This window comes from Flavobacterium sp. (assembly GCF_046153165.1).
In the GTDB taxonomy this organism is placed as follows: Bacteria; Bacteroidota; Bacteroidia; order Flavobacteriales; family Flavobacteriaceae; genus Flavobacterium.
This window is the reverse complement of record NZ_JBJXEN010000074.1, coordinates 20,640-44,083: the sequence shown is the minus strand read 5'-3', so window position 1 is coordinate 44,083 and position 23,444 is coordinate 20,640. Positions and strand designations below refer to the sequence as shown.

Genomic DNA, 23,444 nt, shown 5'->3' with positions numbered 1-23,444 from the left:
TACGATTATTTATAAAGTTTTCTCCATCACAAAATCTTCCATCAAATAGCCGTTTCCAATTTCGATGTCTATTGTTTTAATTACAGAATATCCTTGTTTTTTGTAGAATTCTTGTGCATTGTTATATCTATTTACATTTAGAAAAAGTGCTGAATTATTATTTTCTGAAGCTATTTTTTCGACTTCATTCAATAATATCTTTCCTATTCCTTTACCTTGTGTTTCTGGCAAAACGTAAATTTTATGCAACTTGGTTTTGTTTGAAGATTCACAATTTAATTCATAAGAACAAAAACCAAAATATTTATTGTTCTCTTCGATTAATAAAAAAACTTGATTTTCATTTATTAATTGATTTTCTAGATAATTTAAATTGTAAAATTTATCTAACATAAAATCGAGTTGCACTTCCGAAAGAATTGCTCCGTAAGTACTTGGCCAAATTTTATAAGCTAAATCTCTAACAATCTCTAATTGAGATTTTGTTGCAACAGAAATTTTCATAAAAAATTAATTATTTACTCTTCGTTGTTCTCTTGCTAACAAAGTGTTTTTCAGCAACATTGCAATAGTCATAGGACCAACTCCTCCAGGAACTGGGGTAATATAAGATGCTTTTTTAGATACATTTTCGAAATCGACATCTCCAGTAATTACATATCCTTTGTCATTTGTTTCGTCTGGAACTCTAGTAATTCCGACGTCGATAATAACTGCTCCATCCTTAACCATTTCGGCCTTAAGATAATTAGGAACACCTAATGCTGAAATTATTATATCTGCTTGTGTGGTAATTTGTGCAATATTTTTTGTGTAACTGTGTGTTAATGTTACTGTCGAATTTCCAGGAAAACCCTTTCTTCCCATCAAGATACTCATAGGACGTCCTACAATGTGGCTACGACCAATAACTACAGTATGTTTCCCTTTTGTTTCTACTCCGTAACGTTCTAATAATTCGAGAATTCCGAATGGCGTTGCTGGAATGAATGTAGTCATATCGAGTGCCATTTTTCCAAAATTTTCTGGATGAAAACCATCTACATCTTTACTAGGATCGATAGCCATTAGTACTTTTTGAGTATCTATTTGTTCTGGTAATGGAAGTTGAACAATAAATCCGTCGATATCATCATTTTGATTTAATTCCTTAATTTTTTTAAGCAATTCTGTTTCCGAAGTAGTACTTGGCATTTTTACCAATGTCGATTCGAATCCTACTAATTCACAGGCTTTTACTTTACTTCCTACATAAGTTAAACTAGCACCATCATTCCCAACAATTAAAGCGGCCAGATGCGGCACTTTTTCTCCATTGGCTTTCATTTTATTAACTTCGGCTGTAATTTCGACTTTAATGTCTTGTGCTGTTTTTTTTCCGTCTAGTAGAATCATTGTGTTTGTTGTATTGTAGTTGTGTGTGTTTTTACTAAAAAAAGACGCGATAAATTGCGTCTTTATAATTATTATTTCATTCCTGGCATTCCGCCTTTCATTCCGCTCATCATTTTCATCATGTTTTTTCCGCCTGGACCTTGCATCATTTTCATCATTTTACTCATCTGATCAAACTGCTTCATCAATTGGTTAACCTCTTCTAACTTCCTTCCAGATCCTTTTGCAATTCTAGTTTTTCTCTTTACATCGATTATTGCTGGTTTGCTTCTCTCAGTTGGTGTCATCGAATAAATTATTGCTTCTATATGTTTGAAAGCATCATCTTCGATCTCAACATCTTTTAAGGCTTTTCCAGCTCCAGGAATCATTCCTACAAGATCTTTCATATTACCCATTTTCTTCACTTGTTGGATTTGAGATAAGAAATCATCGAAACCAAATTCATTTTTAGCAATTTTCTTTTGAATTTTTCTAGCTTCCTCTTCATCATATTGCTCTTGTGCTCTTTCTACAAGCGACACAACATCACCCATGCCAAGAATACGTTCTGCCATACGTTCTGGATAGAAAACATCAATCGCATCCATTTTTTCACCTGTACCAACAAATTTGATTGGTTTATTTACTACAGATTTAATCGAAATAGCAGCTCCACCACGAGTATCTCCATCTAATTTAGTAAGAATTACACCGTCAAAATTTAGAATATCATTGAAAGATTTTGCCGTATTTACAGCATCTTGTCCTGTCATCGCATCTACAACAAACAATGTTTCTTGTGGTTGAATGGCTTTATGAACACGAGAAATTTCTGCCATCATTTCTTCATCGACAGCTAAACGACCAGCCGTATCGACAATAACCACATTAAAACCATTAGCTTTAGCATGTTTAATTGCATTTTGAGCAATTTCTACTGGGTTTTTATTTTCTGGTTCAGAATATACCTCAACTCCTATTTGCTCTCCAACAACATGTAACTGATTAATTGCTGCAGGACGATATATATCGCAGGCAACTAATAATGGTTTTTTGTTCTTTTTAGTTTTTAGAAAATTAGCCAACTTTCCTGAGAAAGTAGTTTTTCCAGAACCTTGCAAACCTGACATTAAAATTACGGTTGGTGTTCCAGAAAGATTAATTCCTGCTACATCACCACCCATAAGTTCTGTTAGTTCATCTTTTACAATTTTAACTAATAATTGTCCTGGTTGTAAAGTTGTTAAAACATCCGATCCTATTGCTTTTTCTTTTACTTTGGTGGTAAAATCTTTAGCAATTTTAAAATTAACATCGGCATCAAGTAAAGCGCGACGTACTTCTTTTAGAGTATCCGCTACGTTTACTTCGGTAATTTTTCCGTGACCTTTTAATATATGGAAGGCTTTATCTAGCTTTTCGCTTAAACTATTGAACATATTTTTTTATTTTGATGTCGCAAATTTAAGAATTTGAAGTGGATTATATCAAAGATTATTAAAAATAAATGGTTAGTTTTTCAAGTAAGTTATTTATCTTTTACTTTATGATGCTATTCTTTCGAAAGCTATATAGTTTAAAAATTCTCCTTCTTTATTAAATTTAGGGATTGCTTCAATTTCGCATAAATAAGTAGAACCGTCTTTTTTGTAGTTTACGATTACTTCTTTGAAAGGTAATTTATTAGTTATTGCTTTTCTAATGTTGGCTTTTGTAATTTCTGAGGTTAAAATACCTTGAAATACTTTAGGCGATTTTCCAATAATTTCTTCTGGATGATAACCACTCATTGCTAGAATACTTTTTGTTGCAAAAATAATTTTGAAATTTTTATCGGTTACAATAATGTCTTTCTGATCATTATTCACAGCTTTTAGAAAACTTATTTTCTCATTCCAATCTTTCTGAATAGTATCAAAACTTAGTAATTCTAAATTCTTAATATTATGAAAATCCCAACAAACAATAGGTAAAGAAATTGTTTTTAAACCTTTTCTATATTTTGCAAAAGCGTTATCATATTCTTGAAACATAGATTTAAAATTTTATAAGTTAGACACAATAAAAGTTCCTCAAAAATAGATTTATCTATGAAAACTATAACTCTTTTTTTAAAAAAATTTAAAGCAAAAAGGTTAATTTCTTTCAAGATAAAGATAGTCAGTTTCAAAACTACCATTATTTGTATCTCGAAAATTGAGATGCGTTGGATTGTATTCGAAAACACTCCAATCTTCATCTAATATGTTTAAAGGGTTTGATTGAAATTTAAGTTCAAATCTCTTTTTCCCGTTCTCTAAAAAAGTTGTCCAAATTCCATTTATAGTATTTCCTGATTTTGACGCTGTGACTGTATTATTAGTATTGAAAGTAAAAACATATCCATTATAATTTGATGTTAATTCATGATCATCATAAAAATAAGATACTCGCCAACTACCCGTAGTAATTGTTTGCTCAAGAGTTTGACTAGGAACAGGGTTTTGAATACAATTGTCTATTGATTCTTTTATAACATCTTCAAACTGACTATTGTTTGTTATTGTAATTATTTGCCCGTTTTGATTTATGGCTGTCATTGGAAAAACGATTGAAATATATTGGGATTCAATTAAATTATCAATAAAAATAAAAAGCTCATGATCGTCAGCAATAGAAACTGAGCTTAATAATTGATTATCATTATTAAAACTATTTAACGAAATTGGATAATTAATATCTAAGCAATATATTTTTTGAAAATCATTCTCGTTTGTTAAACATTCAGTGATTAAGTTATTAAAAGCTGTATGATTGTTTAAATTTCTTTCTGTATAATTATTTAAAATTACCGAAACTGGAAATTCAATATACACAATATCATTATCTAAATTACTAGCATTAATATTATTTTGAACCGTCAAGTAATCATTTGGATTATATAATTCAATTTCAACACCATTTACAGTGACTTCATAAGGAAATTTTATCATAAAACAACTTGTGTTATCTACAATATTATCCTGTGAAGTTTTTTGCATTGCAACTCTTTTTAATAAAGTTGTAAGTGGGCTAGTAACTGAAATCGTTTCTCTTGTGCTATATTCTTCTTCATTTGATTCTTTCTGACAAGATGAGAATAAAAAAACAATAGAAAGCACCAAAATATGAAAGCAATTTTTTAAGCTTAAATTTCTCATAACATTTTTATTTTTAGCACTTAAAACAATTATCATGAAAAGTAAATTTAATGTTTTTTTCTTATAATTAAAGAAACTAAAACTATAATTTAAAAAAGCAGTTTCATTTTGAAATTTATTAACTACTCCTATAAAAATTCAACTAAAAAGAAATACCATATTAAAACTATTTTCCGAAATATTACAATATTATTTGCTAACATATCTTTTTAGTTGTTAAATGTAGTTTTCAATAAGAATTTAATTAACAATAATGATTATAAATACCCGAAAATTAAGCAGATTTTAATCTAAACTCAAATAATATTAAAACAAAATAACCTATTTTTACCCTACTTATAGTGCTAATAATTTAACACTATTTTTAAATTTTTTATAAAATTAATGAGCTCTATTTCAGAAACTTGCAACGAAATCATCTTTTCGACTTTTTTTAAAAGTCATGTTAAATCATTACGGAATTTTCTTTTATACAAATTCGGAAATAGTGATCAAGCGGACGATATGACCCAAGAAGCCTTTATAAAATTATGGCAAAATTGCGCACAAGTTCCTTTAGAAAAAGCAAAATCATACTTATACACAATAGCAAACAATAGCACTTTGAATGAAATTGCACACAAAAAAGTAATTTTAAAATATGAGACAAACTTTTCTGGAGACACAAAAAATTTTGAAAATCCTGAATTTCTTTTAGAAGAAAAACAATTTAAAGCTAAACTTCTAAATGCAATAGGAAATCTTAACGAAACACAACGCGTTGCTTTCTTGATGCATCGAATAGATGGAAAAAAATATAGTGAAATTGCAGAAGAATTAAATATAAGTGTGAAAGCTGTCGAAAAAAGAATACATTTAGCATTAGTAGGATTAAGAAAAGAAATAGAAAATATTTAAAGTAGGGTAAAGTATATATTACTTGTTTTGTAGTTATAGACTAAAAGTTAATATGATGGATGAAAATTATATTTTAGCAAAATGGCTGAATAATGATATGACACGAGAAGAATTAGCTGAATTTGAGGCTAGTCCAGACTTTAAAAAATATCAAAAAATAAAGCATTACACATCTCAATTAACAGTTGACGATTTTGATGAAAATGCCATGTTAAAGAACGTTTTGAGTTCTAAAAAAGTGGACTCAGAAGTAATTTATATAAAGAAGAATAATTGGTTTATAAAAATTGCTGCTATAATTATTCTTGGTCTTGGAATAACTTTTTTTGCACAAAATTTTATACAAATAACAGAATATGCAGAAAATGGAAAAAAAACCTCCTTCACTCTTCCTGATAAGTCGGATGTGGTTCTAAATTCAGGTTCAGAAATATCATATAAAAAATGGAATTGGGACAATAGCAGAAATATTAAACTAAAAGGAGAAGCATATTTCCATGTTGCAAAAGGTAAAAAATTTGAAGTGATTACTAATTTAGGAAAAGTATCCGTTCTAGGAACACAATTTGATGTAAAAGCAAGAAAAAATCGTTTTGATATCATTTGTTTTGAAGGAAGAGTAAAAGTAAATTATAAAAATACAGAAGTTATATTGACACACGGACAAAATGTTAGTTTTGAAAATGGAAATCAAACTAAATCAACTATAAACACGTCAAAACCAGAATGGTTAGAAAATAATATCGCCTTTAATAAAGAAAATTTAAGAAATATTTTAGATGAAATAGAAAGACGATATAATGTGACAATTTCTGTTAACGCAAACTATACTAATGATTTATTTACAGGTAAAATCCCATCTAATAATCTTGATATTGCTCTTCACATTATTGCAACCACTTATAATTTAAAACCAAATAAAATTTCAACAAATAAGATAATTTTTGAGGAAAAATAAACAATTTTTGAAGTAAATAAATGTTTTTTATAAAACGCTTTTATGTTTTATTCTTTTGCTTTGTTTTTGCCTTGAGTACTTGTGCTCAAGATAGAAACAAAGCAACTGCATTAAAAACCATTTTAGAATCTATCCAAAAAAGACATCATGTAACTTTTAATTATATAGATTCTGAAATAACCAAAGTCATAATTATTCCTCCAAAAAAATCTTTATCACTAAATCAGAAATTAGCTTACCTTCATAAAAGAACAAAACTTTATTTTGAAAATATTGACAATGAATTTATAAACATTTTCAAAAGTAACCCCACAAATAAAAACATTTGTGGCTATGTTTTTTCATTAGAAAACCATTTGCCTTTAGAAAATGCAAATATTCAATTTTCTAATAATGTAGGTACAAGGACAAATAAAAAAGGTTATTTTACAATAAAAAAAAAAGATTTAGATGAGCTCAATATAAGCTATGTAGGTTTTACCTCAAAAACAATTTTAATTTCTGAAATACAAAGTAAAAATTGCTCTAAATTTTATTTAGAGCCTAAAGTGGCGGAACTTCTCGAAGTAAAAGCTAGTCATTTTTTAGCAACCGGTATTTCAAAAACATTAGATGGTACTCTAGTTATAAAACCTAAAAAACTTGGAATACTACCTGGTCTTATAGAACCTGATGTCTTGCAAACTATACAACAAATTCCGGGTATAAATAGTGCTGATGAAAGTGTAGCAAGTATCAATGTGAGAGGAGGAACGCATGACCAAAATTTATTTTTGTGGAATGGAATAAAAATGTATCAAACAGGGCACTTTTTTGGCTTAATTTCTGCATTCAATCCCTATTTACCGCATACCATTTCTCTCTCTAAAAACGGTAGTTCAGCTTTTTATGGACAAAGTGTTTCTAGTGTTGTAGACATATCTTCTAACCCTCCCAAGTACGAAAAGAACAGTATTAGTGCAGGCATAAATATGATAAATGCAGATATCTATTCAAAATACAATTTTAATAAAGAAAGTTTTGTAGAAATTGCAGCTAGAAAATCTATCATGGATTTAGTACAAACTCCAACTTACAAACAATATTATACTAAAGCATTCCAAAACACAACCATATCAAACTATTATAATAAGAATACCAATTATTCTAGTGACAAAGATTTCAATTTTTATGATATTACTGCAAAATATTCTCAAAAAATAAATAAAAAAGACAGGCTAATTATTGATTTACTGACAATTAGTGACCAACTTAAAGTTTCTCAATCGGCAATAATTAATAATACTATTTCATCAGAAAAAAATATTCTTTACCAAAAAAATTATGGAGGAAACATATCCTATAATCGAAATTGGAATACTAAAAATAGTACTCATCTAAACATTTATTCTTCTATATATGAATTAGAATCTAGAAAAAATAAAATTGAAAGTAATCAGACAAGCAAACAATCAAATGATGTAATTGACAATGGAGTAAAATTAGAAAACAATCACATTATTAACAGTAAATTAAATTTTAATAATGGTTATCAGTATAATGAGATAGGTATTACAAATACATCTACAATAAATAGCCCAATGTTTTACAAAAAAAACACTGATATTATAAGAGCACATGCAGTTATTCTTGAAGTAAAATATAATGATACCATTTCTAAAATATATTTAAGTACTGGATTAAGGTCAAATTATATCGAACAGTTTAACAAATACTTATTTGAACCTAGACTACAGTTTAATTATGGTATAAACCAATATTTAAGTCTTGAAGTTTTAGGAGAATTTAAAAGTCAATACAGCTTTCAGGCAATCGATTTGCAAAATGATTATTTTGGAATCGAAAAAAGACATTGGATTCTTGCAAATAACTCAACAATCCCTATTCAACGAAGTAAACAAGCATCAATAGGATTTACGTTTGCAAAAAATAACTGGCTTCTTACTTTAGATAATTTTTACAAAAAAGTTATTGGAATAAATAGTTCAAGTCAAGGTTTTCAGAACCAATTAGAATTTGAAAAAATTAATGGAAATTATGAAGTTTTTGGGGCAGAAATACTTCTTCAAAAAAAAATAAACAACTTTATCACTTGGTTAAGCTATACATATAATGATAACAACTATTATTTTCCAAATTATAATCATCCCGTTTTTTCAAATAATTTCGAGTTAGATCATGTAGTATCATGGGCAGGAATTTATGAAAGAAATAATCTGAAAATTGCATTAGGTTCAAAATGGTACTCAGGAAGACCAGAAACATCTCCTTCTAGCCCAATTATAAATAATAACAATCCGTTTAATCCAACTATTAATTATGGAATACCAAACAACAAACGTTTAGAAGATTTTTTACAAGTAAACTTTTCTGCAACATACAGATGGGAAGGCTCAACCAAAATACAATACAAAGCAGGACTTTCTGTTTTAAATATATTTGATAAGCAAAATGAGATTAATGAATATTATAGAGTAAACACTACATTCAATACAATTGACGACATAAAGATTTTTGCATTACGTAGAACTCCAAATTTAAGTTTTAGGGCAACTTTTTAAAGTATTATTTTTTTATCAAAATAAAATAAAATCATGGTAGGGTAATTTAATTTAAAACTGTTATAACAACTAAACAAATTAAAAAAAACTAAAAAATCATGAAAAAAAAATTATTTAATTTAGCAGGTATCATTCTGATACTGTGCTATTCGGTAAAATTATCCGCCCAAACCGCTGGTACGCTAACGTTTACATATAACCAGCCACAACCTACCGCTCCTGCTCCTAATGCAGGTATAAAAAATGTGTTAGCAGTTTGGATTGAAAATAGTGCTGGTGTATTTATTAAAACAAAATATCGTTTTGTGTCAGGATCAACATCAGACCACTTACCTACGTGGGCTGTAAAATCTGGGGGGACATTATCTAACGCAACAGCAACAACATGTAATACTACTGATGCTATTACAGGAGCAACCTGTACTGCCACAACCACAACTGTTGGAACATTACCAGCTGGATCAACTAGGCCTACAGCTTTCGGATCAAAAACAATAACTTGGGATGCAAAAAATGTATCTGGTACAGCAAATGGAGCTGTAGTTCCTGATGGTGTATATAATGTATGGGTAGAAAGTTCATGGGTAGATTCTGGCTCTAATAATCATGGTACTATTATTAGTTTTCCTTTTACTAAAGGGCCAACGCCAGTAAATATAACACCCGCAGGAAATACTTATATTAATACCGTTTCTTTGGTTTGGACACCTTCTCCTCTGGGAATTAATGATTATTCTGTTGAAAATTTAGATGTTAATGTATATCCTAACCCTAGTAACGGATTTATTAACCTTGATTTTAATAGCGAGGTGAGCAATATTAAAGTAACGAACCTTCTAGGTCAAGAAGTGTATAACGAAAAAATAAATCAATTAACTATTGGTACCACAAAAAGTATTGATCTTTCTAAATTTCAAAATGGCATTTATATTGTAAATGTTTCTAATGAAAATGGTGGAAATTCTAATTACAAAGTAATTTTAGACAAATAATATTTAAGTTCTATATTTATAAAAAGCATTCGTAATATATACGAATGCTTTTTTTTATTCTTCTGATTCGGTCACGATTGATCTTATTCCTTTAGTTTCGTAAACCTGATAATTTCCTTTGTCATCAGAATAAATTAGATAAGCTTGTAGTTCAGGATGTTGTTCTAAAAATATTTTAGCTTTTTCTAACCCCAAGACCAATACTCCAGTTGCATTTGCATCGGAAGAAATACATTGTTTAGAAAATATCGAAGCACTAAGTAAATTATTTTTTGTAGGATAACCTGTCTTCGGATCTATATGATGCACATACTTTACCCCATCTTCTATAACAAATCTCCTATAATTTCCAGAAGTTGCAATCGCTAAATCTTCTAGTTTTACAATTGCTTTCAACGGATTACTAGATTCCTTATTATCTATAGGTTTCTCTATACCAATAGTCCAATTGTTCCCGTTTGGCTTCTTCCCTTTTGCATAAACTTCTCCTCCAATTTCTACAATGTAAGCTGTTATATCTTTTGAGTTTAAAAATTCGGAAACTACATCTACTGAATATCCTTGTGCAAAAGCATTAAAATCTAAAGCTACTCTCGGATCTTTTTTTATAATTTTATTTCCTTTTAAAGTAATTAAATTAAATCCAACAAATTTAAGAATACTATCAATCTTTTTTTTCTCTATTTTTTGTTTTTTACCAGGACCAAATCCATAAGCATTAACCAATGGATAAACTGTAGGATCAAATGCGCCTTTTGTATTTCTCCAAACTTCTTTAGCTTTTTTAAAACAATCCGTAAAATATTTATCTACAATTACATTCTTTTCATTTGAATTTATTCTAGATATAATAGAATTTGGAATATATGTTGAAACTGACAAATCGAAATCTTTTAGTATTTTTTCAATTTCAGGTTTCATATCTCTATTTTGTTTGTCAAAATAAGTGATATGATAAGTTGTTCCTTGTGCATAACCTTCAATCTTTATAGGCTCTTCTTGAGAATAAATAGATAATATATTGAATAATATAAAAACAAATGTGCATCGAATTTTAGTCATGATATTTTTAAGATTAAAGTCATTAAAGATAAGCTATTCAATGCAAAATAGTATAAAATAATAATACTTTTTTAAGCCTAAATTTAGTTTCAAACTTATTATATGACAAAACTATTTAAAAAAACACGCTTAAAATTCAATCATAAATCACTCATTTCAAAGACTCTAGACTATTTAAAATAATTATAATAATAAAAAACAAAATTTAGAGTAGGGTATTTCTTGTATTAAATGTTTTAGGATGATAAATACTAGTAACACATATAATGAAATCAGCAACAAGTAATTAATTTATTAAGAATTTTCGTATAATATTTATAACAAATAGAAATCATGAATAAAAGATTAAAAATAGTCATTATTATACTTTTAGTTGTTGGACTAACAGGATTCGTTGGGTATAATTATGTAATGCATGGAGGCGCAAGAGATTTAGAATCCGAAGACACTGCTTTTACAGTTACTTCTGAAGCAATAACAAATGAATTCACTACAAATATTGACTTATCCAATAAAAAATATCTTGAAAAACCAATTGCAATTTCAGGAACTATAACATCTATTAATAATACAGAAGTAATAATAGACAATTCGATTATTTGTAATTTAAAAAGCCCTGATAAAACCATTAAAAAAAATCTAAAAGCTACTGTAAAAGGGCGAGTTGTAGGTTATGATGATTTAATGGGTGAACTAAAATTAGACCAATGTTTTATAATTAAAAATTAACTAAATGAAAATCAAAAAACTATTAACTTTTGCCTTTGTTATTCTTGCTTTTGGATATGCAAATGCCCAAGATGACTTACTTACTGAATTAGACACTATAAAGTCTAATGAAAAAGAAATTGCACCAGCAGCTTTTAAAGCTTTGCAAGTATGTAACATGCAATCTACAAAATTACCTGTAAAAGGAGAACTATACATCTTAATTTCTCATCGTTTTGGAGATTTAGGAAATGGTATTAACAACTTTTTTGGTTTAGATAATGCTCTAACAAAAATTGGAGGAATATATGGTGTAACAAATTGGTTATCTCTAGGTGCTTCTAGACAAACTTATCAGAAAACTTATGAATTAGCAGCAAAATATAAACTTGCGAATCAAATGATTGATGGTTTTCCAGTAACAATTGTTGGATATAACACTATGGATATAAATAGTGAATTGAAACAAGCTGTAAATCCAGGATTAAAATTTAACAATAGATTGGCCTATACAACACAACTAATTGTTTCTAGAAAATTTACAGATGCATTATCATTTGAAGTTGCTCCAATTTATGTACATAAAAACTTATATGATGCCGCTACAGAACAAAAAAATCTATATTTAATTGGTGCTGGAGGAAGATGTAAACTAACCAAACGACTAAGTTTAAATTTAGAATATGCTGCAAGAGTGAGCTTACCTGACGAATTTATATCACCATATCATAACCCACTTACAATAGGTTTAGATATCGAAACTGGAGGTCACGTATTTCAAATGGTTTTTTCAAATAGTCAACCTATGAATGATGTTGCTCTTTTTTCTAACACAACAGGAAGTTGGAACGGCAAAAAATCATTATTCTTCGGATTTAACATGTATAGAGTTTTCTAGAAAAAAATAATTTAATAATATAAATATGAAAAAAATAATAATTCTAACAGCCTTTGTAATAAGTTCGTTATTTACAGCTTGCCAGTCTAATACCTACGAAGAAATTACAGTAGTTACAAACCCAACATATACAAAAAACATAGAGCCAATTTTTAAATCTCAATGTACAGGTTGTCACGCAACAGGAACTAGATTCCCGAATTTAGACAACTACGCAGATGTGAAATTAAATTGTGATTCTGGTGATGTAATTTGTAGAATTGATGATCCAACAGTATGTTTTGGAGGTATAATGCCAACTTCTGGAAGAATGCCACAAACAACAATAGACATGATAAAACTTTGGAAGTCACAAGGTTTTGTAAACTAATTATAAATATTTAAAAATGAAAAAAACAATAGCCTTATTTGTATTTCTAATGATTGGAAATATAATTTTTGCTCAAAAAATGATTACACGAACTGGTGAAATTAAATTTGAAGCAACAATGCCAGCTTTTGAAGAAATTGCAGGTACAAACAACACTGTATCTTGTATTTTTGATGAATCGACTGGAGATTTTGTAGCATTAGTTCTTGTAAAAGCATTCAAATTCAAATCTCCATTGATGGAAGAACATTTTAATGAAAATTATATGGAATCTACTAAGTTTCCTAAAGCATCATTTAAAGGAAAAATCACAAATTTCGATGCAACAAAACTAGCTGCTACTAAAACTACTTATGATCTTGAAGGTGATTTAACAATACACGGAGTTACAAAAAAAATTAAAACAAAAATAAATTTAGTTTCTTCATCTGGGAAAATTCTTGCAACTTCTAATTTTGATGTAAAACCCGAAGATTACAAAATTGAAATACCAAATCTTGTAAAAGATAAAATCGCTAAGAACGTAAAGCTTTCAATTAGTTTTGCTCTTGCCACAAAATAGTTTTTTTTGAGTTTTAAATTAGATAGGAAAAACTCCAAATGTAATGTTTGGAGTTTTTTTGTATTATAAATTTAATTTACATTCTGTCAGGAACATCTATCCCTAGAAGTTTGAATGCTGTTTTTATAGTATCGGCAACTTTTTTAGACAATTGAACTCTAAATACTTTTTTATCATGATTTTCTTCTCCAAGAATAGAAACTGTTTGATAGAACGAATTGTACTCTTTTACTAAATCATAGGTATAATTAGCAATTAACGCTGGGCTATGGTTGGCAGCAGCACTCTGAATTACTTCAGGATACATTTCTATTTGCTTGATAAGTTCTTTTTCTTTCGGATGTAATTCGGTCGAAATTGTTACTACTGTATCAAAATCTGCTTTTCGCAAAATAGATTGTATACGAGCATAAGTATATTGAATAAAAGGACCTGTATTACCCGCAAAATCGACAGATTCTTCAGGATTAAACATCATCGATTTTTTTGGATCTACTTTAAGCATATAATACTTAAGTGCACCCAAACCAATAGTCTTATACAATGCTGCTTTTTCTTCTTTCGAATAACCTTCGAGTTTACCTAAATCTTCGGATAATTTTTGTGCTGTCTCGGTCATTTCTTCCATCAAATCATCAGCATCGACAACTGTTCCTTCACGCGATTTCATTTTGCCAGAAGGCAATTCGACCATTCCGTAAGATAAATGATACAAGCTTGACGCCCAATCAAACCCTAGTTTTTGAAGTATTAAAAATAGCACTTTAAAGTGATAATCTTGCTCGTTACCAACCGTGTAAACCATTCCTCCAACATCAGGAAAATCTTTTGTACGCTGAATTGCAGTGCCGATGTCTTGCGTCATGTAAACCGCTGTTCCGTCAGAACGAAGTACAATTTTACGATCTAGTCCATCTTCTGTCAAATCTATCCAAACAGAACCGTCTGGATCTTTTTCGAAAACACCTTTATCTAATCCTATTTGAACTACTTCTTTACCTAATAAATACGTATTGCTTTCGTAATAATAAGAATCGAAATTGACGCCTAAATTTTTGTAGGTTGTTGCAAAACCGTCATAAACCCATTGATTCATGGTTTTCCAAAGAGAAACAATTACTTCATCTCCGGCTTCCCATTTACGAAGCATTTCTTTCACTTCTGCTCCAATCTTACTATATTTATTGAAATATTTATCTTTAAAATTAGATCTAAAAGTTTTATGCTCATCTGAAAAAAAATCGTGTTCTAAAGATCCTCCATCATTAACAAAAATTGGCATTTCGCCATCTTCATTTATTAATTTATCTCCTAAAGAAGTATTTTTATCTTTTTGAAATTCAATTGAATATTCTTCTGTTTTTTGCCATTCAGAAAATTCTTTTTGAAATTCTTTTTCAAACTCAACATAATATTTACCAACTAATTTATCTCCTTTTAAACCAGAAGTTTCTGGTGTTTCTCCATTTCCAAATTTCTGCCAAGCTAACATCGATTTGCAAATATGAATTCCTCTATCGTTGATAATTTGAGTTTTATATACTTTTTTACCCGAAGCTTTAATGATTTCGGCAACAGAATAGCCCAACAGATTATTACGAACGTGACCTAAATGCAATGGTTTGTTTGTGTTTGGCGAAGAATATTCGACCATAATCGCTTTTTCGCCTTCCTTTGTAGATACAAAACCAAATTGTTCGTCGGTTTTTATTTCGTTAAAGAAATTGATATAATATTCGTTAGCAATTACAATATTTAAGAAACCTGAAACTACATTGAACGCTTCTACTTCGGTTACATTTTTAACCAAGTAGTTTCCAATTTTATTTCCTAAATCGGCTGGATTTCCCTTTACAACTTTTAATAAAGGAAAAATAACCATCGTAATGTCTCCTTCAAATTCTTTCCTAGTAGATTGAAACTCAATTTTTTCGATTGTAACATCGAAAAGTTCCTGAATTGCGGTTTTGATACTTGGAATTAGAATTTCTTGTAGTGACATTTTTACTTTTTTTTAAGATGTCAAAGATACAGTTTTATTCTAAATAGTCAAAAGCATAAAAGTTCTAATCCTTTACTAATGGAGAGGATTTTATAAAAATAATCTTTTAACAAATTTTCTAAAAATTTGAATAATTTAGTTAATGTTAAAATAAAAATCTAATTTTGCCCAAAGTTCTTTATAGTATAACCTAAGAAATTAACACCTAAAGCATTACAGCATGAAGAAAATTATCTTTTTATGTTTTTTATTAGCAAGTCTAACTTCGTTAGCGCAATATAATCCAGACGCTCCTTGGATGCAATCTTTACAATCTAAAAATGGCAATGCAACCATGAAAGAAATGAAAGATGCCTTCAATGAATATTGGTTGCATCATGATAGAAATATAAAAGGAAGTGGTTATAAACCTTTTATGCGCTGGGTAAACAATCAAGAAAGTCAACTTCATGATGATGGTACAATCCTAACAAATGAAGAAATACTTCAAATTTATAATACTAAAAAACAGTCTCAAAGTAATAGAAGCATTACGGCTACAAGCAATTGGCAACCAGTTTTTGGGACATTACCTTATATTAATTCAGGTTCATGGTCATCAGGTCAAGGACGTGTACAAGCTGTCGCTGTAGATCCTAACAATGCAAATATAATATATGCAGGAACTCCTGCTGGAGGTGTTTGGAAATCAACTAATGGAGGAACCAGTTTTATTCCTTTGTTTGATGAATTTTCACAAATTGGGGTTTCTGGAATTGCTGTAGATCCCAACAACTCTAACATAGTTTACATTGTAACCGGAGATAGAGATCATTCGGACACAAGTTTTGTTGGCGTATACAAATCGATAAATGGTGGTACAACTTGGAATACAACTGGTACTATTTCTGGAGTTAGTAGAGCATCCGATATTTATGTAAATCCTTCCGATTCTAATATGGTTTGGGTAGCCACGAGTGCTGGTCTTTATAAATCAGTAAATGCTGGAACCTCATGGACGAGAACTTTAACTGGAAATATAAAAGACATTAAAATTAAACCAACAGATCCAACAATAGTATATGCTGTAAGCGCTACTGCTTTTTATAGATCTTCCGATTCAGGTTCTACTTTTACAACAATAACTTCTGGATTACCAGCTTCTTCTGGACGATTAGTTATTGATGTTACACCAGCAGATCCAAATTATATTTATGTTTTAAGTGCTACTACAGGAAATGGCTACCAAGGTATTTATAAATCGATAGACTCTGGCCTAAATTTTACAGTGACAACTAACACAACCAATGTTTTAGAATCTACTCAGGCTTGGTATGATTTAGCACTTGCGGTATCAACAACAAATGCGGAAGAAATTTATACTGGTTGTTTAAATGTTTGGAAATCGACAAATGGTGGAACTTCATTCACAAAAATGAATAATTGGAGTTCACCTACGGCGATATCTTACACGCATGCAGATATTCATATTTTAAGATTTTTTGGAACAAAATTATTCTGTGGAAGCGACGGTGGTATTTATGTTTCATCTAATGGAGCTACAAATTTTACCGATCTAACGAAAACCATTCAAAATGGGATAATTTACAAGTTAGCAGTTGCAAAACAAACCTCATCAAAAATGATGACAGGACATCAGGACAATGGAGGTCATGCATTTAATGCAAATCAATGGAAAAACTATTATGGAGCTGACGGAATGGATGTAGCTATAAGTCCTTTAAACCAAGATTTAAGTTATGGCTTTATACAATACGGAGGTTCTTTATACAAAAGCACAAATGCTGGAACTAGTTCCGGCGGATTTGTAGCTGGAGCTCCTGCTGCCGAAACTGGAACAAATGATGATGGAGGAAACTGGGTAACTCCATTAGAAATTAATAGCTTAGGAGAACTTTTCGCAGGATATTCGATGCTATATAAATTAGTTGGAAGTACTTGGACACAACAAAGTGTTTCAACAATTGGAACTGGAGATATCGATTTGATTACAATAGATCCGAGTAATGATAATAATATGTATGTTGCAAATGGTTCGCAACTATATAAAAGTACTGATAAAGGAATAAATTTTGCACTAGTATATACAGCATCTACAACAATTTCTGATGTTTGTGTACATTCTTCAAATAGCAGTATTGTTTACCTTTTAACGGCAGGTACATCTGGACAAGCATTAAAATCTATTGATGGTGGTACAACTTTTTCAAATATTGCAACAGGATTGCCTTCGATAGGGAAATTTTGTATTAAACACCAAGCATTAAATGCAAACAATCCTTTATATGTAGGAACAAATCTTGGTGTATATTATAAAGATGATACAACTGCTACTTGGACAGCTTTTGACACTAATTTGCCTAATGTAAAAGTCACAGATTTAGAAATAAACTATGTTGACAATAATATTACAGCATCAACTTTTGGGCGTGGTGTTTGGCAATCTCCACTACCAACAATCTTAGGAACTGAGGAATTTAAGCTTCAAAATATTGGAATTTATCCAAATCCTTCAAATGGAATTTTCTCGGTACAATTAGGTGAAGTTATTCCTAGAAAAATTGAAATTATCGATTTAACAGGTAAATTAATTTATACTCAAAATGAGTTTGATAATAATAAAGAAGTTACTTTAAATTTATCTTCTATCTCAAGCGGAATTTATTTTATAAAAATTGCAACTGATAATCAAAGTTTAACGAGAAAAATTATAAAAAATTAAAAATAAATATTGTAAGAATTTTAGATTCTAAAACTAAAGATTTATTATCATACGATACGCTAAAACTAGTTATTAGTTTTAGCGTATTTTTTTATATCAATAGAATAATTATTTCTAAAAAAAGTTGTAAATTTATAAAAATTTAACATTTTTTATATTTAATTTATTTAATTATAGACAAAGAATTATCAGATAATCATTAATCATTATTTTTTGATTAGGTTGATTATCAAATTGTTAACACAATGCACTTTGTCGGTAAAAAATACTTTTAATCGATTTTTTTATATATTTTTGTCAGATAAATCTATTCATTACATGAAAAAAATTTTCCTCCTTATTACTTCTCTTTTTTCAATAGTTTCTTTTTCGCAAGCTATCACTGTAAACACCAGTACTTATTCAGTTCCACAATTAGTTACTGATATTTTAGTAAATAAACCTTGTGTTCCGGTTACTAATATTACGTGGAGAACAGGAAATACTAATGGATTTGGATCTACAAACGGAATCGGATATTTTCAAAATACAAACCCAAACTTCCCCCTAACTAGTGGTGTAGTTCTAACCACTGGAAATGTTTTAAACTCACCAGGTCCAAACTCAACTCAACTAGATGATGGAAATGCAGCTTGGACTGGCGATAGTGCTCTTGAAGCTACACTTTTAGCTGCTGGAATTACAATGAACTCAACAAATGCAACTGTTTTAGAATTTGATTTTGTTCCTTTTTCTTCTAACTTTAATTTTCAGTTTTTATTTGCATCCGAAGAATATGGCAATTTTCAGTGCAAATTTTCTGATGCTTTTGCTTTTTTATTAACAAATACTTCGACAGGAGTTACAACGAATCTTGCTGTTGTGCCAAGCACTACAACACCAATATCAGTAGTTACCATTCGAGATTTTTTATATAATTCCTCTTGTCCTTCTGCCAATCCAGCTTATTTTGGCGCTTTTAATGGTGGTTCGGCAGCAGCAGGATCTGCAACAAATTTTAATGGACAAACCGTTGTTATGAATGCTTCATCATCAACTTTAGTTCCAAATACAACATATCATATTAAACTTGTAATTGCAGACAGACAAGACAACAAAGCTGATTCCGCTATATTTTTAGGAGCTAATAGTTTTAATGTTGGTCAAGATGTTTTGGGTCAAGATTTAACAATAGCAACTAATACAGCCATTTGCAACAATAACACACACACTATTACCTCAGGACTAAACCCTTTAGTTTATTCTTTTGCTTGGACATTTAACGGAAACCCAATAGGTGGAAACACGCCAAACCTGACAGTAAACCAAGCTGGAGTTTATGGGCTTACTTATACCATAATTTCAAGTAATTGTGTTGTAACAACCGATTTTATTAATATTGAATATTATAATTCAATAACAACTCCAAACCCCGTAGATTTATATAAATGTAATTCTGGGCAACCAGATTATACTTTCGATTTATCTTATAATACACCTATTGTAAATATTACTGGTACTCAAATAAGTTATCATGCGAGTTTAGTAGACGCAATATCAAATAATAGTCCATTACCAAATAATTATAACGTTCTTAATGGGAACTTACCTAAAACCATTTGGATAAGAATTTTAGACACTGCAACTGGTTGTGTTACTACAAAGACATTTCAATTAGCACTTACACCTCCTCCTGTTGCAAATAATCCAGGAAATATGACTTTGTGTGAAACTTCATTAGGTTCTGGTGTAGCCAATTTCAATTTAGCATTGCAAACAAATGGAGTCTTAGTAGCGCAATCATCTGCTATATATGGTGTTTCTTACTATACAAATGCAACCGATGCAACTGCAGGAACGAACCCTATAAATACTACTATTCCTTTCCCTTCTGGGAATACAACAATATTTATTAGAATACAAAATACCACAGATCCATTATGTTTCAATACTACAAGTTTTAATTTAATAGTTATTCCAAGACCCGTGTTAGATGTAATTCCTAATCAATACGTTTGTGTAAGTTATACTTTGCCCGTACTTGTAAATCCTGGAAATTATTATTCTGGCCCTAATCAAGGTTTGCCTATGCTAAATGCAGGAGATGTAATTACTGTCGATTCTACAATTTACATTTATTATGAAACTGGTGGATCACCTAGTTGCCCATCAGAAAGAAGTTTCCGCGTAGAAATTGTCACACTACAAGATATAACACCAGCTGATGTAATTGCTTGTGATCAGTATTTACTACCAGTTTTAGACTACAACTCTCGCTATTTTACAGCACCTGGAGGGCCTAGTGGTGGCGGAACGGAACTTTTTGGAGGAAGTACTTTAATTACAACACCTGGCGTAACAACAATTTATATTTATTTTGTTTCGACAGATGTACCTCCGTGTACAGTACAAAGTCAATTTAATGTTACTATAAATGTTACGCCAACAATAACTGGGTCTTTTCCAAATGTTTTTGATTGTATAGCATATAATTTACCGCCATTAGCAGTTGGAAATTATTATACTTTTGATAGTTTAACAGGATTATATACTCTTGCTGTTTCCCCAATAACGACTACAACAACACTTTATGTTTTTGCAACAAATAATAACTGTAGAACACCTGATATTGTTTTCACAGCTTATATAGGTACTTTAGGTATAACAAACGTAACACAATGTTTATCCTATACATTACCTGCATTACCTATTGGGGAATATCGTGATGCTCCAAATGGAGGAGGAAATATTCTTCCCGCAGGAACAGTAATTACAAGTACTACAAATGTTTATACTTATGTTCCTGGAGCTGGTACACCAAATTGTACAGACGACGATTTTTTTACCATTACTATAAATGCTCCATTTCTAACAACACCTACTGATGTAACAACTTGTGCAAGTTATACATTACCTATTCAAGCAGATGGTGGAACTTATTATTCTGGAACAAATCAAGGTTTGCCTATGTTAAATGTAGGAGATGTAATTACTACAACTGCAACAATTTATATTTACAAAGCATCTACAACTTCTGTAGGTTGTTATAATGAAAAACCTTGGTTAATTACAATTAATCAAAAACCTATAATAGACTCTAGAGCAGATGTAGAACAATGCAGCTCTTATGTTTTAAGTCCATTAACTAATGGAAATTATTTTGATGATCCAAATGGAGTAAATCCATTATCTGCAGGAGATACAATCACGACAAATAATACAATTTATATTTATGCAGCCAATCCAAATGATGCAACTTGTTTTAGTCAAAACTCTTTCAATATTTCTATTAATGGGGTTGAAGCTGATCCAATTCCGACACAACTAACATATTGTAATAGTTTTACTTTCCCGCCACATGCAACAGCAAATAATTTTTATTATGATGCTACAGGTGGGCCAACAGGAGGAGGAAACATTATCCCTGCAGGAACAACCGTTACATCTGCAACGGTATTACCTACTTACTATATTTATTACGAAACTGGAGATAGATTAAATTGTAGTGATGAAAATCCTTTCACTATCACTATAAATGACACACCTGTTTTGACTCCTACAGTACAAAGCGTTATCAATGTTTGTGATTCATACACTTTACAACCATTAACTATAGGAAAATATTATACTTTATCTGGTGGACCATCAACAACAGGAAATACAGAAATTGTAGCTCCTATAACTTATAACTTATTAAATCCAGCACCAACAACTATTTATGCTTATGCAGAAACAAATACAACCCCTAATTGTCCTGTCGAACAACCTATAAATATTACAATTTTTAATGTAACTGAACCAGCAAGTGTAACACGTTGTTCTAGCTATACTTTACCAAGTTTACCAGCTGGACAAAATTATTATTCTAATTCAGGTGGAATTGGTTTATTAGCATCAAATATCATATCTACAACACAAAACATTTATGTTTTTGGGTTTTCTGGATTCACACCAAACTGTTCCGATGAATTTATGTTTACGGTTACTATTGTCCCTAGACCTGTAGCAAATACAGTATCTATTCCACAAGAATGTGATACTTTTGGAAATAACGATGGTATTTTTGCATTCGATTTAACAACTTTATTCATTAGAAGTCAAGTTCTGAACGGACAAACGCCAGACCCAGATTTTACCTTAACTTTTTATACTTCTTTTGCAGATGCAAACAATCCGTTAGCAACGCCAATTGCAAATCCTTCGGCTTATCAAAATGACACTCCATTTACAGATAGTGTTTGGATAAGAGTAACAAATAATACACTAACAGATCCTTGTTTTGCAATTACTGAATTAAGATTGGTAGTAAATCTTTTACCTGATCCAATTTTAGAACCAGAATATTTTATTTGTAGCGATTATGAAAAAGGAACTATATTAAATTTCGCTACTTTAGACACAGGTTTATCTGGAGCAAATTATTCATTCGCATGGACTCTTGATGGAAATCCATTTGGAGGAAATACACCCTCAATTACAACTAATCAGATTGGAAATTATAGTGTAACTGTTACAGATAATTCTACAACTCCCGCTTGTCCTAAAACAATTACAACAATCGTTACAAAATATGCACCATATATAGAAATTACATATAGTGATGCTTTCGAAAACCCAACTTTTATATCTGTAAATGTTTTGGGAGCTGGTTCTGGAAACTACGAATATCGACTTGATGAGGAACCTTACCAAGACAGCAACGTGTTTTATAATGTTTCGCCAGGAAATCATAGCATATCTGTAAATGATAAAAGTGGTCATTGTAATCCAGCACCAACAAAAGCTGAAATTATAAATTATCCTAAATTCTTTACCCCAAATGGTGATGGTTTTCACGAAACTTGGAATATTATCCATTTGAAAACAACAAATCCAAATGCACCAATATTAATTTTTGACAGATTTGGAAAACTAATTAAACAAATTACACCTTCATCAGACGGTTGGAACGGAACATTCAACGGGAAACCGTTGCCTTCTACAGATTATTGGTTTACAGTAGATTATTCTGAAAAAGGAGCCTCAAAAGTATTTAAATCACACTTTGCGCTCAAAAGATAATTATCAACAATAAGATTAGTAAAACCTCGATATATAAAATTATCGAGGTTTTTTTATTTTGTTAAACATATCTTAAAAATGTAACAAAACATCCCTTATACAGTCTATTAGTTCAT

17 protein-coding genes are annotated in these 23,444 nt (G+C 30.2%); 10 read left to right on the top strand and 7 right to left on the bottom strand.

What is annotated here, in order from left to right:
* Positions 1-9 precede the first annotated feature (9 nt).
* The 5 genes from ACKVOV_RS08615 to ACKVOV_RS08595 all read right to left on the bottom strand — a co-directional run bounded on the left by ACKVOV_RS08615 (position 10) and on the right by ACKVOV_RS08595 (position 4,556).
* Positions 10-504: a GNAT family N-acetyltransferase gene (locus ACKVOV_RS08615; protein WP_409206354.1), complete on the bottom strand. Its 495-nt coding sequence runs from the start codon at positions 502-504 to the stop codon at positions 10-12.
* A gap of 6 nt (positions 505-510) precedes the next feature.
* A complete protein-coding gene (locus ACKVOV_RS08610) occupies positions 511-1,395 on the bottom strand; it encodes a bifunctional 5,10-methylenetetrahydrofolate dehydrogenase/5,10-methenyltetrahydrofolate cyclohydrolase (RefSeq protein WP_409206353.1) in 885 nt (294 codons plus the stop codon).
* A gap of 71 nt (positions 1,396-1,466) precedes the next feature.
* Positions 1,467-2,816 carry a signal recognition particle protein gene (gene ffh, locus ACKVOV_RS08605; protein WP_409206352.1) on the bottom strand — a complete coding sequence of 450 codons (1,350 nt, stop codon included), beginning with the start codon at positions 2,814-2,816 and terminating at the stop codon, positions 1,467-1,469.
* Between the two features lie 105 nt (positions 2,817-2,921).
* Positions 2,922-3,410 carry a PAS domain-containing protein gene (locus ACKVOV_RS08600; RefSeq protein ID WP_409206351.1) on the bottom strand — a complete coding sequence of 163 codons (489 nt, stop codon included), beginning with the start codon at positions 3,408-3,410 and terminating at the stop codon, positions 2,922-2,924.
* Positions 3,411-3,512: 102 nt separating this feature from the next.
* On the bottom strand, positions 3,513-4,556 hold the full coding sequence (locus ACKVOV_RS08595) for a hypothetical protein (protein WP_409206350.1): 1,044 nt from the start codon (positions 4,554-4,556) through the stop codon (positions 3,513-3,515).
* A 384-nt stretch (positions 4,557-4,940) separates the two neighbouring features.
* Between ACKVOV_RS08595 and ACKVOV_RS08590 the strand changes: the two genes are divergently transcribed.
* The 4 genes from ACKVOV_RS08590 to ACKVOV_RS08575 all read left to right on the top strand — a co-directional run bounded on the left by ACKVOV_RS08590 (position 4,941) and on the right by ACKVOV_RS08575 (position 9,964).
* Positions 4,941-5,453, top strand: coding sequence for an RNA polymerase sigma factor (locus ACKVOV_RS08590; protein WP_409206349.1), 513 nt, complete (start codon positions 4,941-4,943; stop codon positions 5,451-5,453).
* Between the two features lie 55 nt (positions 5,454-5,508).
* A complete protein-coding gene (locus ACKVOV_RS08585; RefSeq protein WP_409206348.1) occupies positions 5,509-6,411 on the top strand; it encodes a FecR family protein in 903 nt (300 codons plus the stop codon).
* Between the two features lie 20 nt (positions 6,412-6,431).
* Positions 6,432-8,972, top strand: a complete 2,541-nt coding sequence (locus ACKVOV_RS08580) for a carboxypeptidase-like regulatory domain-containing protein (protein ID WP_409206347.1) — start codon at positions 6,432-6,434, stop codon at positions 8,970-8,972.
* 98 nt (positions 8,973-9,070) lie between these two features.
* Complete coding sequence (locus ACKVOV_RS08575; RefSeq protein WP_409206346.1) at positions 9,071-9,964, top strand: T9SS type A sorting domain-containing protein; 894 nt, start codon at positions 9,071-9,073, stop codon at positions 9,962-9,964.
* Between the two features lie 54 nt (positions 9,965-10,018).
* Here ACKVOV_RS08575 and ACKVOV_RS08570 read toward each other — a convergent pair whose 3' ends face one another.
* The gene (locus ACKVOV_RS08570) at positions 10,019-11,026 is read right to left on the bottom strand and encodes an FAD:protein FMN transferase (RefSeq protein WP_409206345.1); all 1,008 of its coding nucleotides are present in this window, start codon (positions 11,024-11,026) and stop codon (positions 10,019-10,021) included.
* Between the two features lie 333 nt (positions 11,027-11,359).
* Here ACKVOV_RS08570 and ACKVOV_RS08565 point away from each other — a divergent pair, with 333 nt between their 5' ends.
* Genes ACKVOV_RS08565 through ACKVOV_RS08550 form a run of 4 tightly spaced genes read left to right on the top strand, consistent with a single transcriptional unit; the run spans position 11,360 to position 13,564 of the window.
* The gene (locus tag ACKVOV_RS08565; protein WP_409206344.1) at positions 11,360-11,755 is read left to right on the top strand and encodes an OB-fold protein; all 396 of its coding nucleotides are present in this window, start codon (positions 11,360-11,362) and stop codon (positions 11,753-11,755) included.
* A gap of 4 nt (positions 11,756-11,759) precedes the next feature.
* The gene (locus ACKVOV_RS08560) at positions 11,760-12,632 is read left to right on the top strand and encodes a DUF5777 family beta-barrel protein (RefSeq protein WP_409206343.1); all 873 of its coding nucleotides are present in this window, start codon (positions 11,760-11,762) and stop codon (positions 12,630-12,632) included.
* Positions 12,633-12,657: 25 nt separating this feature from the next.
* Entirely contained in the window at positions 12,658-13,002 is a 345-nt protein-coding gene (locus ACKVOV_RS08555; protein ID WP_409206342.1) for a hypothetical protein, read from the top strand.
* Positions 13,003-13,018: 16 nt separating this feature from the next.
* A complete protein-coding gene (locus ACKVOV_RS08550; RefSeq protein ID WP_409206341.1) occupies positions 13,019-13,564 on the top strand; it encodes a YceI family protein in 546 nt (181 codons plus the stop codon).
* Between the two features lie 76 nt (positions 13,565-13,640).
* On the opposite strand, the gene argS is transcribed toward ACKVOV_RS08550, so the two are convergent.
* Positions 13,641-15,566: an arginine--tRNA ligase gene (argS, locus tag ACKVOV_RS08545; protein WP_409206340.1), complete on the bottom strand. Its 1,926-nt coding sequence runs from the start codon at positions 15,564-15,566 to the stop codon at positions 13,641-13,643.
* 220 nt (positions 15,567-15,786) lie between these two features.
* Here argS and ACKVOV_RS08540 point away from each other — a divergent pair, with 220 nt between their 5' ends.
* Both ACKVOV_RS08540 and ACKVOV_RS08535 read left to right on the top strand, forming a co-directional pair.
* Entirely contained in the window at positions 15,787-18,288 is a 2,502-nt protein-coding gene (locus ACKVOV_RS08540) for a T9SS type A sorting domain-containing protein (RefSeq protein ID WP_409206339.1), read from the top strand.
* Positions 18,289-18,606: 318 nt separating this feature from the next.
* A complete protein-coding gene (locus tag ACKVOV_RS08535; protein ID WP_409206338.1) occupies positions 18,607-23,328 on the top strand; it encodes a choice-of-anchor L domain-containing protein in 4,722 nt (1,573 codons plus the stop codon).
* Positions 23,329-23,444: the final 116 nt, after the last annotated feature.

Coding starts and splice junctions, on each gene's coding strand:
- ACKVOV_RS08590 (WP_409206349.1), top strand. CDS start 4,941: ATGAGCTCTATTTCAGAAACTTGCAACGAAATCATCTTTTCGACTTTT.
- ACKVOV_RS08580 (WP_409206347.1), top strand. CDS start 6,432: ATGTTTTTTATAAAACGCTTTTATGTTTTATTCTTTTGCTTTGTTTTT.
- ACKVOV_RS08560 (WP_409206343.1), top strand. CDS start 11,760: ATGAAAATCAAAAAACTATTAACTTTTGCCTTTGTTATTCTTGCTTTT.
- ACKVOV_RS08615 (WP_409206354.1), bottom strand. CDS start 504: ATGAAAATTTCTGTTGCAACAAAATCTCAATTAGAGATTGTTAGAGAT.
- ACKVOV_RS08565 (WP_409206344.1), top strand. CDS start 11,360: ATGAATAAAAGATTAAAAATAGTCATTATTATACTTTTAGTTGTTGGA.
- ACKVOV_RS08540 (WP_409206339.1), top strand. CDS start 15,787: ATGAAGAAAATTATCTTTTTATGTTTTTTATTAGCAAGTCTAACTTCG.
- ACKVOV_RS08550 (WP_409206341.1), top strand. CDS start 13,019: ATGAAAAAAACAATAGCCTTATTTGTATTTCTAATGATTGGAAATATA.
- ACKVOV_RS08575 (WP_409206346.1), top strand. CDS start 9,071: ATGAAAAAAAAATTATTTAATTTAGCAGGTATCATTCTGATACTGTGC.
- ACKVOV_RS08600 (WP_409206351.1), bottom strand. CDS start 3,410: ATGTTTCAAGAATATGATAACGCTTTTGCAAAATATAGAAAAGGTTTA.
- ACKVOV_RS08535 (WP_409206338.1), top strand. CDS start 18,607: ATGAAAAAAATTTTCCTCCTTATTACTTCTCTTTTTTCAATAGTTTCT.
- ACKVOV_RS08610 (WP_409206353.1), bottom strand. CDS start 1,395: ATGATTCTACTAGACGGAAAAAAAACAGCACAAGACATTAAAGTCGAA.
- ACKVOV_RS08595 (WP_409206350.1), bottom strand. CDS start 4,556: ATGAGAAATTTAAGCTTAAAAAATTGCTTTCATATTTTGGTGCTTTCT.
- argS (WP_409206340.1), bottom strand. CDS start 15,566: ATGTCACTACAAGAAATTCTAATTCCAAGTATCAAAACCGCAATTCAG.
- ACKVOV_RS08570 (WP_409206345.1), bottom strand. CDS start 11,026: ATGACTAAAATTCGATGCACATTTGTTTTTATATTATTCAATATATTA.
- ffh (WP_409206352.1), bottom strand. CDS start 2,816: ATGTTCAATAGTTTAAGCGAAAAGCTAGATAAAGCCTTCCATATATTA.
- ACKVOV_RS08555 (WP_409206342.1), top strand. CDS start 12,658: ATGAAAAAAATAATAATTCTAACAGCCTTTGTAATAAGTTCGTTATTT.
- ACKVOV_RS08585 (WP_409206348.1), top strand. CDS start 5,509: ATGGATGAAAATTATATTTTAGCAAAATGGCTGAATAATGATATGACA.